Origin of the sequence: Kocuria sp. SL71, assembly GCF_026672465.1 — a bacterium.
In the GTDB taxonomy this organism is placed as follows: domain Bacteria; phylum Actinomycetota; class Actinomycetes; order Actinomycetales; family Micrococcaceae; genus Kocuria; species Kocuria palustris.
Map to the genome: position 1 here is coordinate 2009261 of NZ_JAPPRE010000001.1, position 13972 is coordinate 2023232.

The 13972-nt window shown below is 73.4% G+C and carries 10 protein-coding genes; 9 read left to right on the top strand and 1 reads right to left on the bottom strand.

Annotation, left to right across the window (positions count from 1 at the left end; translation table 11 throughout):
- Window positions 1-35: 35 nt before the first annotated feature.
- From OVA15_RS09080 to OVA15_RS09105, 6 genes are all read left to right on the top strand, one after another.
- Window positions 36-368, top strand: a complete 333-nt coding sequence (locus tag OVA15_RS09080) for a 2Fe-2S iron-sulfur cluster-binding protein (RefSeq protein WP_268144458.1) — start codon at window positions 36-38, stop codon at window positions 366-368.
- Window positions 369-384: 16 nt separating this feature from the next.
- On the top strand, window positions 385-3273 hold the full coding sequence (locus OVA15_RS09085) for an FAD-binding and (Fe-S)-binding domain-containing protein (protein ID WP_268144459.1): 2889 nt from the start codon (window positions 385-387) through the stop codon (window positions 3271-3273).
- Window positions 3274-3428: 155 nt separating this feature from the next.
- Window positions 3429-4079 (top strand): DUF4232 domain-containing protein, encoded by a 651-nt coding sequence (locus OVA15_RS09090; RefSeq protein ID WP_268144461.1) that lies wholly within the window; start codon window positions 3429-3431, stop codon window positions 4077-4079.
- On the top strand, window positions 4076-4282 hold the full coding sequence (locus OVA15_RS09095) for a DUF4232 domain-containing protein (RefSeq protein ID WP_268144463.1): 207 nt from the start codon (window positions 4076-4078) through the stop codon (window positions 4280-4282). The genes OVA15_RS09090 and OVA15_RS09095 overlap by 4 nt, the downstream gene beginning before the upstream one ends.
- On the top strand, window positions 4275-9323 hold the full coding sequence (locus tag OVA15_RS09100) for an ATP-dependent helicase (protein ID WP_268144465.1): 5049 nt from the start codon (window positions 4275-4277) through the stop codon (window positions 9321-9323). The genes OVA15_RS09095 and OVA15_RS09100 overlap by 8 nt, the downstream gene beginning before the upstream one ends.
- Window positions 9316-10227, top strand: a complete 912-nt coding sequence (locus tag OVA15_RS09105; protein WP_006213943.1) for a DNA-formamidopyrimidine glycosylase family protein — start codon at window positions 9316-9318, stop codon at window positions 10225-10227. Before OVA15_RS09100 ends, OVA15_RS09105 begins: the two co-directional genes overlap by 8 nt.
- A 37-nt stretch (window positions 10228-10264) precedes the next feature.
- Here the strand turns inward: OVA15_RS09105 and idi are convergent, their stop codons facing one another.
- On the bottom strand, window positions 10265-10810 hold the full coding sequence (idi, locus tag OVA15_RS09110) for an isopentenyl-diphosphate Delta-isomerase (protein ID WP_006213944.1): 546 nt from the start codon (window positions 10808-10810) through the stop codon (window positions 10265-10267).
- Window positions 10811-10863: 53 nt separating this feature from the next.
- Between idi and OVA15_RS09115 the strand changes: the two genes are divergently transcribed.
- The 3 genes from OVA15_RS09115 (at window position 10864) to OVA15_RS09125 (ending at window position 13741) form a co-directional block, all read left to right on the top strand.
- Window positions 10864-11793 (top strand): pseudouridine synthase, encoded by a 930-nt coding sequence (locus tag OVA15_RS09115; RefSeq protein WP_268144467.1) that lies wholly within the window; start codon window positions 10864-10866, stop codon window positions 11791-11793.
- A gap of 119 nt (window positions 11794-11912) precedes the next feature.
- The gene (locus tag OVA15_RS09120) at window positions 11913-13139 is read left to right on the top strand and encodes a glycoside hydrolase family 76 protein (protein WP_024289721.1); all 1227 of its coding nucleotides are present in this window, start codon (window positions 11913-11915) and stop codon (window positions 13137-13139) included.
- Window positions 13140-13198: 59 nt separating this feature from the next.
- Window positions 13199-13741, top strand: coding sequence for an NUDIX hydrolase family protein (locus tag OVA15_RS09125; protein ID WP_006213947.1), 543 nt, complete (start codon window positions 13199-13201; stop codon window positions 13739-13741).
- Window positions 13742-13972: the final 231 nt, after the last annotated feature.

A 13972-nucleotide genomic window follows, 5' to 3' on the forward strand; every position in this document is an offset into this window, starting at 1 on the left:
TCGACGCGGCCCGTCGTGCCGCCAGGAGAAGAGCCTTGAGCAGCATCACCGTGAACGTGACCGACCGCGAGGGCGCCCGCACCGAGGGCGTCGAGTGGAAGTCCCACGAGTCCTTGATGGAGGCGCTCACGCGCCACAAGTTCCCCATCCTCGCCACCTGCGGCGGCAACGCCTCGTGCTCCACGTGCCACTGCTACCTGGACGGCGCGTTCGCGACCACGCAGGAGAACTCCCCCATCGGAGATGAGGAGGAGGACCTGCTGGACATGCTCGACGACACCCGCCACGACGACTCCCGCCTGACCTGCCAGGTCGAGTGGTCCGAGTCGCTCGAGGGTGCCGAGATCACCATCGCCCCGGAGTGGTGAGCGGGAGACCCTCACTATGACCACTGCCCCGGAGGATCAGCTGGCTCGCGCGGCGAGCCTGCTGCGCGAGGACCTCACGACCCGCGCCGCCTACGTCTCGGACGCCTCGATCTACCGTCGCCTCCCCGCCGCCGTGGCGGAGCCGCGCACGGTCGGCCAGATCCGCGACCTGCTGGCGCTGGCCCATGAGCGCGGCTGGTCCGTGATCAGCCGCGGCGGCGGCACCTCCGTGGCCGGCAACTCGATCGGCGACGGCCTGGTCATCGACACCTCGCGGCATTTCAACCGGGTCCTGTCGATCGATCCGCAGGCCGAGACCGCGGACATCGAGCCCGGTGTGATCTGCGACGACCTCCGCGCCGCGGCTGCCGAGCACGGGCTGACCTACGGGCCGGACCCCTCCACGCACGCGCGCTGCACCGTGGGCGGGATGGTCGGCAACAACGCCTGCGGATCGCATTCGGTGGCATGGGGCACGGCGGCCGAGAACCTCGTGGCGGTGACCGTCATGCTGGCCGACGGCAGAGAAGTCGAGCTGCGCGCCGGCGGGACCTCAGGGCCCGCCCTGACCCGTACCCTGAGCGCGCTGCGCGATGAGCACCGGGCCATGCTGCGCACCGAGCTCGGCCAGTTCCCCCGCCAGGTCTCGGGCTACGGCCTGCACTACCTGCTCGAGGAGAACGGCTTCGACGTCGCCAAGGCCTTCGCCGGCACCGAGGGCACCTGCGGGCTCATCACGCGGATGACCGTGAAGCTCGTGCGCAAGCCGGCGGCCACCGCCCTGGCGGTGCTCAGCTTCGCGGACGCGATCGCCGCGGCCCACGCAGCCCCGGCGCTGCGCGTGCGCGGGGTGACCACGATCGAGGGCATGGGCGGGGACCTGCTGGACGCCCTGCGCTCGCGCCCCGGCAACGAGACCGCCGGGTCCGAGCTGCCCCCGGGCGGGGGCTGGCTGTACTGCGAGGTCGGCGGCGAGACCGTGGAGGCGGCCCAGGCCCGAGCCCAGCAGCTCGAGGGGATCGTGGAGTCCTCGGGCCGCGCCGAGGTCCAGGGGGCCGTCGTCGTGGTGGATCCTGCGCGCACCCGCAGCCTGTGGCGGATCCGCGAGGCCTCGGCAGGGATCGTCACCCGCCTGCCGGACGGCGGCGAGGCCTGGCCCGGCTGGGAGGACTCCGCCGTGCCGCCCGAGAACCTCGGCGACTACCTGCGCGATCTCTATGCGCTGCTCGACGAGCTCGAGCTGCGCGGCATCCCGTTCGGGCACTTCGGCGAGGGCTGCGTGCACATCCGCATCTCGTTCGACTTCGGCACCGAGGCCGGGGTGGCCCGCTACCGCGAGTTCATCGAGCGGGCCTCGCAGCTCGTGCGGCACTACGGCGGCTCGGTCTCCGGCGAGCACGGCGACGGCCGGGCCCGCTCCGAGCTGCTGGGCATCATCTACTCCCCCGAGGCCCTGCGGGCCTTCGCCGCCTTCAAGCGCGCGTTCGATCCCGCAGGATTCTTCAACCCCGGCGTGCTCGTGGACCCCGAGCCGATCGACCAGGGCATCCGCCCCGGCCCCGGGGCGCGCACCTTCGACCTGAAGCCCGTGCACGCCTTCAGCCACGACAACGGCTCGTTCGCAGGCGCGGTCAATCGATGCGTGGGCGTGGGCGCCTGCCGCTCGGATGTCGGCGCCATGTGCCCGTCGTTCCAGGCCACCCGGGACGAGGTCCACTCGACCCGCGGGCGCATGCGCTCCCTGGCGGAGATGCTGCGCGGGGAGCACCTCAAGGACGGCTGGAAGGCCGAGGAGACCCTCGAGGCCCTCGACGGCTGCCTGTCCTGCAAGGCCTGCGTGGCCGAGTGCCCGGTCAACGTGGACGTGGCCACCTACAAGTCCGAGTTCCTGCACCACCACTACGGCGAGGGCATCCGCAGCTTCGTGGGCCGCAGGCGACGCCCCATGGCCCATCTGACCATGGGCTGGCTGCCCGTGCTCGTGCGCCTGATGAACCTGGTGCCCGGCGCTCCGTCGCTGGTCAACACGGCCATGCGGGTGCGGCCGCTGCAGAAGACTGTCATGCGCCTGGGCGGCGTGGAGGCGCAGCGGGACATGATCCGCTTCGCCGACCAGCCGCTGACCAAGTGGTTCTCGACCCGGCCCGGCGACGCGCCGGACGGGCGGCCGTCGGTGGTGCTGTGGCCGGACTCCTGGACCAACTTCATGGACGACGGGCCCGGCAAGGCCGCCGTGGAGGTCCTCGAGGCCATGGGCTACCGCGTGCTCATGCCCGGCGGCAACGTCTGCTGCGGCATGACCTGGCACTCGACCGGCCAGCTCGAGGCCCTCAAGCGAGAGGTCACCCGCACCCTGGGTGTCATGGAGCCGCTGCTGGAGGCCGGATACCCCGTGATCGGGCTCGAGCCCTCCTGCACGGTGATGCTTCAGGACGAGATCACGGAGCTGCTGCCCGACGACCCCCGCGCCGCCCTGCTCGCCCAGCGCACGCTCACCCTGGGGCAGTTCACCGCGCGCCACCTCGCCGAGGGAGGGGACTGGCCGTTCGGGACCCTCGACGACGACGGCCCCCGCGACGCCGTGTGCCAGGTGCACTGCCACCAGAAGTCGATGATCGGCTACGACGCCGAGCTCGAGGTCCTGCAGCGCCTGGGCGTGGACGTGGACATGGTCGGCGGCGGCTGCTGCGGTCTGGCCGGGAACTACGGCTTCGAACCCGGCCACTTGGAGGTCTCCCGAACCCTGGGCGAGCGCGAGCTGTTCCCCAAGATCCGCGCGGCGGGGCCCGACCCCCTGGTGGTGGCCGACGGCTTCTCCTGCCGTACCCAGATCCGCGAGGGGACCGACGCCTCCGGCCGGACCCTGGCCGAGGTCATGCGCTCGGCGCTGCCCGAGGCGCGCTGACGCCCCTGCGGCGCACCTGCGCCTCGGGAGCCGCACCGGCATGGTCGCGATTGCCGGGGCCGCCCGCTGTGCTGTCGGGGCCCGGCCTACGATGGCTCCATAGAGGCCCGAACCACGTCGGCTCGGACCCGCGACACCTCAGCAGGAGGCTCCTCATGTCGACTCGCACCCGCCCCCTCGCGCTCAGCGCGCTCTCCCTGGCCGCGCTGCTCGCCCTGAGCGCCTGCGGCGGCTCGGGCGACGACCAGGACGCCGCCGACAGCCCGTCCGGCTCGGCCTCGCAGAGCGCTTCGGCGCAGCCCTCTGCCTCCTCCTCCTCCGCCTCGCAGTCCACGTCCTCCGAGTCCGCCGCGGACCCCTCGGCCTCCCCCTCGACGGAGCCCTCCGAGCCGTCAGCAGACGATTCGGCCGCAGCCAGCGACTCCGCCGAGCAGACCGCTGCCGGGGAGGAGACCGCGCAGGAGGCCCCTGCCGCGGAGGATTCGGCAGAGGCCGACGGATCCTCGGCGCAGCAGGGCGCCGAGCAGGCGACCGGGCAGCAGGACACCGGACAGGGCGCCCAGGCCGAGCAGGGCAGCGCCGCCGCACAGCCCGCTGCCGCCGGTGCGTGCGACGCCTCCTCCCTGTCGGGATCGCTGCAGCCGGTGGATGCCGGGATGGGCGCCGTGCATTACCAACTTGTGCTCACCAACACCGGCTCGCAGCCGTGCGTCCTGTCCGGCTATCCGGGCGTCTCCTACGCGGACGCCGCGGGACAGCCCATCGGCATCCCGGCCTCGCGCGCGCCGGAGGCCGGGCCCCCGTGACCGTGGAGCCGGGCCTGTCCGCCTCGGCGGGCCTGCAGGAGACGGGAGCCGGCTCCTACGGCCAGGTCTGCAACCCGCACGAGACCTCCGCGCTGATCGTCTACCCGCCGGGCAGCACGGAGGCGCTGAGCATCGCCCATTCGACCCAGGCCTGCGGCAACCCCAAGATCGGGCAGCTGCAGGTGAAGGGCTTCGGTGCCTGAGCCCTCCGAGCGCGCAGCACCTGCCCAGGTCCGAGGGCTCCCCGCAGACGAGGAGCCCTCGGACGGACGCCCCGCGCCGGGCTCGTCGCTCGAGGCGTTCTCGCCGGCTGCCCGCGACTGGTTCACGGGCGCCTTCTCCACGCCCACCGCCGCCCAGGAAGGCGCGTGGAAGGCGATCGCCGGAGGCGAGCACGCCCTCGTGGTCGCTCCCACCGGTTCCGGCAAGACCCTGGCCGCCTTCCTCTGGGCGATCGACCGGCTGATCACGCAAGCGGCCGTGCCGCAGCCCGCTGGGCCCCGCTCCGGCTCAGCCGCCCCAGGTGCGCCGGCTGCCTCAGCCGCCTCAGCCGCCTCAGCCGAAGCGTCCTCCGAAGCTGCTGCTGCGAACGATCGTTCCGGATCCGACCTGCGCAGGAAGGCCTCGAGCGCCTCGTCCAAGCGAAGGGCCACCACGCGCGTCCTGTACATCTCCCCGCTCAAGGCGCTCGGCGTGGACGTGGAGCGCAACCTGCGCTCGCCCCTGATCGGGATCACGCAGACCGCCCGCCGGATGGGGCTGGAGCCGCCCGAGATCTCCACCGGCGTGCGCTCCGGGGACACCCCTCAGGCCGTGCGGCGCGCGCTGCTGGCCTCCCCGCCGGATATCCTGATCACCACGCCCGAATCGCTGTACCTGATGCTCACCTCCAAGGCCCGCGAGTCCCTGCGCGGTGTGGAGACCGTGATCCTGGATGAGGTCCACGCCGTGGCAGGCACCAAGCGCGGCGCGCATCTGTCGGTGTCGCTCGAGCGCCTGGACGACCTTCTCGAGCGCCCGGCCCAGCGCATCGGGCTCTCGGCCACCGTCGACCCGGTCGAGACGGTCACGCGCTTCCTGGGCGGGCGGGAGCCGGTGGCCGTCGTGCGCCCGGAGTCGACCAAGCGCTGGGACCTGGAGATCAGCGTGCCCATCCCGGACATGACGGTGCTGGGCGGTCCCGCCGCATCGAGCTCGCTGCTGGAGTCCAACTACGACGCCGACGAGCCGGCGAACGTCGCCTCCATCTGGCCGCACGTGGAGGAGCGGGTGGTCGATCTGGTCGAGGCGCATCGCTCCACGATCGTCTTCGCCAACTCCCGAGGCCTGGCCGAGAAGCTCACCGCCCGCCTCAACGAGATCCACGCGTTCCGGCTGGAGCACGCACCGGATGATGACGGCCAGGCGACCCACCCCAGCGGGATCGAGCGGCAGCACAACCGCTACGAAGGCGCAGCGCCCCTGCTGGCCCGAGCCCACCACGGCTCGGTCTCCAAGGATCAGCGCGCCCTGATCGAGGAGGACCTCAAGTCCGGTGTCCTGCGCTGCGTGGTGGCCACCAGCTCGCTCGAGCTCGGCATCGACATGGGGCTCGTGGACCTGGTGGTGCAGATCGAGTCCCCGCCGTCCGCGGCCTCGGGGCTGCAGCGCGTGGGCCGCGCCGGCCACCAGGTCGGCGAGATCTCGATCGGGCGGATGTTCCCCAAGCACCGCGGCGATCTGCTGGACGCGGCCGTGACCGTGGAGCAGATGCTGGCCGGGCGGGTCGAGCCGCTGCACATCCCGTCGAATCCGCTGGACATCCTGGCTCAGCAGACGATCGCGGTGTGCGCCACCGAGACCGTGCCCGTCGAGGACTGGTGGGACACCGTGCGCCGGGCCGCGCCGTTCCTGGGACTGCCGCGCAGCGCGTTCGACTCGGTGCTGGACCTGGTCTCCGGGCGCTACCCGTCGGACGAGTTCGCGGAGCTGCGCCCGCGCGTGGTCTGGGACCGGGACGAGGGCACGCTCACCGGCCGCCCCGGGGCCCAGCGCCTGGCCGTGACCTCCGGTGGCACGATCCCCGACCGCGGGCTGTTCCCCGTGCACCTGGCCGGGCAGGACGATTCCTCGCCCAAGCGGGTGGGCGAGCTCGACGAGGAGATGGTCTACGAGTCCCGCACCGGCGATGTGATCGCCCTGGGCGCCTCGTCGTGGCGGATCGCGGAGATCACCCATGACCGAGTGCTCGTCACCCCGGCACCGGGGCAGGCGGGCAAGCTGCCGTTCTGGCACGGCGACGGCATCGGGCGGCCCGTCGAGCTCGGTCGAGCGCAGGGCCGCTTCCTGCGCGAGGCCTCGGGTGCTGCGGAGGCCGCGCTGCGCGAGCGGCTGGCCGCCGACGGCTTGGACACCTGGGCGCAGGACAACCTCCACCGCTACCTCACGGAGATGCGCGAGGCCGTCGGGCACGTGCCCTCAGACCGCACGCTGGTCATCGAGCGATTCCACGACGAGCTCGGGGACTGGCGCGTGGTCCTGCACTCCCCCTACGGGCTGCCCGTGCACGCGCCGTGGGCGCTGGCCGTCGGGGCGCGGCTCGAGGAGCGCTGGGGTCTGGACAGCTCCGCGCAGGCCTCCGACGACGGCATCGTCCTGCGACTGCCGGCCACCGACGACCAGCCGCCGGGCGCCGAGCTGTTCCTCTTCGACCCGGAGGAGCTCGAGCAGATCGTGACCGAGCGGGTGGGGTCCTCGGCGCTGTTCGCCTCCCGCTTCCGCGAGTGCGCGGCCCGCGCGCTGCTGCTGCCGCGCCGGGATCCCGGACGACGCACGCCCCTGTGGCAGCAGCGCCAGCGCTCGGCCCAGCTGCTCGACGTCGCCCGCAAGCACCCCCAGTTCCCGATCGTGCTGGAGACGGTGCGCGAGTGCCTCCAGGATGTCTACGACGTCCCCGCCCTGCAGGAGCTGCACCGCCAGATCGACCGGCGCAGCCTGCGCATGGTCGAGGTGACCACCGAGACGCCCTCGCCGTTCGCCCGCACCCTGCTCTTCGGCTACCTGGGGCAGTTCATCTACGAGGGCGACTCCCCGCTGGCCGAGCGCAAGGCCGCGATCCTGTCCCTGGACACCGCCCTGCTCTCCGAGCTGCTGGGCCGGGCCCAGCTGCGCGAGCTGCTCGACGCCGAGGTCATCGCCCAGACCGAGGCCCAGCTGCAGCACCTGACCCCCTCCCGGCGACTGCGGGGCATGGAGGGGCTGGCCGATCTGCTGCGGCTGCTCGGGCCGCTGAGCCTCGAGGAGGCCGCGGCTCGGCTGCGCCCGGAGTCGGGCGGGCCGGCCGCTTCGACCGGAGCGGACGCCTCCGTCGAGGACTCGGACGACTCCTCCGAGCCCTCCGTCAGCCCCGAGCAGGCCTCTGCGTGGGCGGAGGAGCTGGTGCGCAGGCGTCGCGCCTTCTGGCTGCTGCGCGAGGGCCAGCAGGTGCTCGCCGCGGTCGAGGATGCCGCCCGGCTGCGCGACGCACTGGGCACACCGATCCCGCACGGGGTGCCGCTCAGCTTCCTGGAGCCGGTCGAGAATCCGGTCGAGGACCTCGTGGCGCGCTTCGCCCGCACTCACGGGCCGTTCACCGTGGCCGAGGCCTCCCGGGGCACCGGCCTGGGCCCGGCCGTCGTCGCCGGGACCCTCGAGCGCCTGGGCGCTGCGCGCCGCGTCCTGGAGGGCGAGTTCCGCCCCGACCGGCAGGAGGAACACCACCGCGGGCCGCGCTCAGAATGGTGCGACAAGGACGTGCTGCACCGGATCCGGCGACGCTCGCTGGCCGCGCTGCGCCAGCAGGTCGAGCCGGTGGCCCCGGAGGTCTACGCCCGCTTCCTGCCCTCGTGGCAGTCGGTCGGGCCGGGGCATCGCCTGCGCGGGGCGGACGGCCTGCTCAGCGTCGTGGATCAGCTCGCGGGGGTGGCGGTGCCGGCCTCGGCGCTGGAGCCGCTCGTGCTCCGTCAGCGCCTCGAGGACTACCGGCCCGAGCTGCTCGACGAGCTGCTGGCCTCCGGGGAGATCGTGTGGTCCGGGGCGGGCTCGCTGGCCGGCGACGACGGCTGGATCAGTCTCCACCTGGCCGAGTCGCAGCAGCTCAGCCTGCCTCCGCGAGCGGATCTGCGCGCCCGCGCCGCCGGGATCGACGACGCCGTCCAGGCCGCGCTGCTGGCCGTCATGGGCGATGGCGGCGCGCGGTTCGGCCACCAGCTGCGCAGCGCCGTGCTCGAGCAGAACGATCGTTCGCAGATCCCCGGGCTGGACATGCCTGCCCTCACCCGCGCCCTGTGGGAGCTCGTGTGGGCCGGGCTGGTCACCAATGACACGTTCGCCCCGGTGCGCTCCCTGGTCGCGGGCGGCTCCGCCGCTCACCGGCAGAAGCCGCGCACCCCACGAGGACGCACCGCAGGCAGACGCGGAGCAGCCCGACTGCGGGCCCGGGACGCGGGGCTGTCGCGGCCGTCATCCGAGCGCACCCCAGGGCCCGCGGAGGCGGGCGATCCCACCGGGCTGTCCGGGCGGTGGTCGCTGCTGGACCCCGAGCCGCTCGAGCCCACGCTGCGCGCGAGCGCCTCGGCCGAGCTGCTGCTGGACCGCTACGGCGTGGTGACCCGCGGGGCGGTGGAGGCCGAGGACATCGCAGGCGGGTTCTCCGCCGTGTACAAGGTCCTGGCTGCCGTCGAAGAGGCCGGTCACGCACGGCGCGGCTACTTCATCGAGGGTCTGGGGGCCGCGCAGTTCGCGCAGTCGGGCACCGTGGATCGGCTGCGCGGCTTCGCCGACGACGAGCAGGCGCGCACCGAGCCTCGCGAGCCCGTCGTGCTGGCGCTGGCCGCGACCGACCCTGCGAACCCGTTCGGCGCCACGCTGCCCTGGCCGGAGACGATCGACTCGCACGACAGCACCGAGTCCACCACGGCGGCGCGGCACCGGCCGGGACGCAAGGCGGGGTCGATCCTCGCGCTCGTGGACGGCGATCCGGTGCTCTACCTGGAGCGCGGCGGGCGCACCGCCCTGGTCTTCGACGACGACCCCGAGCGGCTGCGGATGATCGGCCCGCCGATCGCCGACGTGGTGCGCGCAGGGGCCGCCGAGAAGCTCACGGTCGAGCGCGTCAACGGCATGCCCGCCCTCGGGCACGGCGCGCTGGAGACCGCGGTGCGCGAGTCCCTGGTCGCCGCCGGGTTCTCGACCACGCCCAAGGGCCTGCGGATCCGCCGTGCCTGAGGGGGATTCCGTCTGGCGCGCGGCCGCTGCCCTGCATTCCGGGCTGGCGGGGCGGCAGCTGCTGCGCAGCGACCTCCGGGTCCCCGCGCTGGCCACCGTCGATCTGTCCGGGCGCACCGTCCAGGAGGCGGTCTCGCGCGGCAAGCACCTGCTGATCCGCATCGGGCCCGATCCGAGCACCGGTGCCCGCGCGGTCACGCTGCACTCGCATCTGATGATGGAGGGCCGATGGGAGATCGAGGACCTCGACCCTCTCGCGGCGGGATCGGACTCCCCCGGCCGTCGTCGGCCCGGCGCCTCGAGCGCGCGATCGCAGCGCCGCGCCCGGCCGAAGCACACGATCCGTGCCGTGCTCGAGACCGCGGGGACCCGGGCCACCGCGTCCTCCGTCCAGCAGCTCGTGATCGTGGCCCGGGAGCAGGAGGACCGGCTCGTGGGGCACCTGGGCCCGGACCTCCTGGCACCGCAGTGGTCCGCGCAGCACCTGCAGGAGGCGGTGCGCCGTCTGCTGGAGCGCCCCGATCGCCCGATCGCCGCAGCGCTCATGGATCAGTCGAGGCTGGCAGGGATCGGCAGCATCTACCGCTGCGAGCTGCTGTTCCTGCACCGCCTGGCTCCGCAGACGCCCGTGGCCGATGTTCCGGATCTGCAGGCGATCGTCGAGGATGCGCACGAGCTGCTGCTGCGCAACCGCGACAGCGGCCCCCGAGTCACCACGGGCGATCCGCGGCCCGGCAGGCAGCTGTGGGTCTACGGCCGTGAGCGCCGGCCGTGCCGACGCTGCGGGACGCCGATCCTCAAGCGGACCTGGGACGATGCCGCCGGTCAGCGCGATCCCCGCACCGGCCTGCAGGCGCCGGCCCGCGAGCGCCCCTTCTACCTCTGCCCGCGCTGCCAGCGCTGAGACCCGGACAGCCGAGATCCATCCCGGGCTGGGCTCCTCAGCAGTCGAGGGCGGCGAGCAGCCCGGGCTGGGAGAGCTCCTCGTTGAGCCAGGGGCTCAGCAGCTGCGGCACGGCCCGGCTGGCCCGCAGCAGCTCGGCGGGATCGACCCAGAGGGACTCCGCGACCTCCTCGGGATTCGGCACGGGCGAGGACTCGGCCCGGGCGGTCCACACCGGGCAGAACTCGTTCTCGACCACGCCCGAGGCATCGCGCGCCCAGTAGGCGAACTCCGGCACGACCTCCCGCAGCTCGGTCAGCTCGAGTCCCAGCTCCTGCTCGGCCCGGCGGCGCAGCGCCGCAGCCATGGATTCGCCCGGTCCCGGGTGGCCGCAGAAGCTGTTCGTCCACACGCCCGGCCAGGTCCGCTTGCTCAGGGCACGACGGGTGAGCAGCACCCGCCCGTCGTCGTCCAGGACCCAGCAGGAGAAGGCCAGGTGCAGAGGGGTGTCCGCGGTGTGGACCTCGGATTTCAGCGCCGTGCCGATCGGCAGGCGCGCGGTGTCCAGCAGCACGACCTGCTCGGGCCGCCTGGGGGTGGTCATGGTGATCGCACTTCCTCACGTCGTCGTTGCCCCGAGTCTGCCAGGATGCCCCCATGTCCCGCCGCCGCGCACGTCCCAGACCGCTCTCCCCGCGCGATGGCATCGATCCGGTCTCGGTCCGGCTCCCGGACGACCGCAGCTGCACGGCCGGCGAGCACCTGCTGCTGCGCTTCCCCGCCTCGCGTGCGCAGCTCGAGCGGCTGCTGTCGGGCGGCGAGATCGTCGACGACCGCGGCGCCCCGCTGCCCGCCGACGCCCCGTGCGCCGGTCAGCGGGTCTGGTACCACCGCGAGCTTCCGGTGGAGCCCGAGCTGCCCCATGACATGCCGGTCCTCTACGAGGACGAATGGCTGCTGGCGGTCGACAAGCCGCACGGGCTGCCGTCCACACCGCGGGGAGGGTTCATCGCGCAGACGGCGCTGAGCGTGCTGCGTCGCCGCCGCGGCGAGGACGACCTGGTTCCGGCGCATCGCCTGGACCGGGACACCGCCGGCGTGCTGCTGCTGATCCGCGATCCCCGGGCGCGCGGGGCCGTGCAGCGCCAGTTCCAGGACCGTCGCACCGAGAAGTCGTACGAAGCGGTAGCCCGCCTGGGCGGTCTGGTGCTCGAGGACCTGCCGGATCGGCGCAGCAGCCGGCTGCTCAAGCAGCGCGGGGTCCTGCAGGCCGCCGAGGTCCCCGGCGAGCCCAATGCCGTGACGCACCTCGATCCGCTGAGCGCCTTCGAGGACGACGACGGCCGCTGGGCCCACCTGCGCCTGCACCCCTTGACCGGGCAGACCCACCAGCTGCGGGTCCACCTGGCAGCGCTCGGGACGCCCATCCGCTGGGATCCGCTCTACCCGCAGGTGCTTCCCCGGGAGCCGGGCGACGTCTCGCGTCCGCTCCAGCTGCTCGCGCGCACCCTGCGACTCACCCACCCGGTGACCGGGCAGGCCCTGGAGCTGAGGAGCCGTCGCCGCCTGAAGACCCTCCCCCGCTGATGCCGCCTCGGAGATCGCGGGGGGGGCGTCGGGGCGGATCGCTAGGCTGAGGGCCAGCCGTCCGCGACAGCCCGCAGCACTTTCGACGGCAGCGCACGACCCCCACGCACAGGAGAGCCATGAGCCACGACCCCGCCGCCTCGATCCTCGCCGATGCCGTCGACGACCGCGCCGTGCGCGCAGCTCTGGCCGCCCGCTCGGTGCAGGAGCTGTTCGGGCAGCGGGCCCTCGGCATCCCCGGGACCTGGCTGGCTGCGATCACCTTCCCGGGGCCGTCGCGGACCAACCTGACCTGGCACTACTGGTGGCAGGCGCACCTGCTCGACGCCCTCGTGGATGCCGCCCTGCGGGAGGCCTCCTCGGGAGGGGACCCGGAGCCGCTGCGCAAGCGCGCGCATCAGCTGCTGCGCGGCATCGCCGTGCGCTCGGGCGGGTCGGTCGTGATCAACAGCTTCTTCGACGACATGTCCTGGCTCATGCTGGCCCTGGGCCGCCTGCGCCAGCTCGATCAGGTCTGCGGCGCCTCCTCCGGCGACGTCCTGCGGGCCGGGAGCCTCCTGCTGTCCCAGATCCGCTCGGCGCACACCGACGACCTCGGCGGCGGCATGTTCTGGAGCCGCGAGCGCACCTACAAGAATGCCGCGACCACGGGCCCGGCGGCCCTGATCGCTGCGCGCACCGCCTCCGACGACTCCGCCGAACGGCTGCTGAGCTGGCTGCGTGAGAACCTCTGGGACGCCCAGCGCGGCGTGTTCTGGGACGGGATCAAGCTGCTGGCCGCCGGCTCCGGCAAGGAGACCACGCAGCGCGACGACGCCGTCTACTCCTACAACTCCGGCCCCGTGCTGGCGGCATGCCTGGAGCATGCCGCCGTCGTGCCCCGGGATCGGGCTCGGTCCTGGCTGGAGTGGGCGGGACAGATCATCGCCGGCGCCGAATCGCACTTCGGGCGCGACTCCACCAGTGCTTCCGGTCGGCGGCGTCGGAGCCTGTCCACGCACGGCACCGGCGACGGCGGGCTGTTCACCGGCATCCTGGTGCGGAACCTGGCGGAGGCCGCCGAGGACCCCCAGCTGCCCGAGGCTTCCCGCCTCACCGCACGGCGCCTGGTCCTCGACACCGCCGACGCCCTCTGGGACGGCCGTCGCGAGTTCGATCCCGGCATGGACCCCCACGACCCCAACGCCCGCCCGGAGCCCCGGCGCGTGCGCGCGATCTTCTCCTCCGACCCCCTCAAGGACGCGGATCAGACCCAGCGCGTGGGCGCCCCGGTGGATCTGTCCACGCAGATCCAGTCCTGGATGATCCTGGAGGCCGCGGCCCGCCTGGAGCGCAGCCTCCGCTGATCGCGGAAACCCCGGCACCGACCCACCACGAGACCCGACGGCTGAGGTAGACAGATCCCATGAGCTCCATACGCACACCGGACCCGAATCCCGGCTGGCTGTCCGAGGAAGACCTCCGCGAGGCCCGTGCCCGCCTGCCGATCGTCTACGTCCAGGCGATCCCCGTGCAGCTGGATCCCGTGGGCTGCGTCTCGGAGGTGGGCCTGCTGCTGCAGCCCAATGACGTCGGCGAGCTGGAGCGCGCCGTGGTCTCGGGGCGCGTCCTGTACCGCGAGACGATCCGCGGGGCGCTGCTGCGGCACCTGGAGAAGGATCTCGGGCCGCTGGTCATGCCCATGGTCCCGCCCTCGACTGTCCCCTTCGCGGTCACTGAGTACTTCCCGCATCCGTCGGAGACGGGCTTCACGGACAACCGCCAGCACGCGGTCGCGCTGAACTACGTGGTGCCCGTGCGCGGCGAGTGCCAGCCGCGCGAGGACGCGCTGCAGCTGTCCTGGGTCACCCCCGAGGAGGCGCTCAGCGCCGACATCCAGGCGGAGTTCGCCGGCGGCCGGGGCCGGCTGATCGAGCAGGCCCTGGCGCACGTCGGCTGGGGCCGCTGAGCGGCCTTCAGCGCGAGCGGTCCTGCGAGGAGCGCTGCGCCCGTCGTCGTCCTCACCCGCGGCCGCGCCGTCGAGGTCCGCGTCCGCCGGGCCGCCGCGGCGGTCCGCCTGCGAGGCGGCGATGATCCGCGGCATGGCCTGCGTGTCTGCTCGGCGCTCCTCGCTGTTGCGCCAGAAGTAGATCACGACCATGCCGCACAGCGCGCCCAGCACGGTCTCCACCGCGCGGGC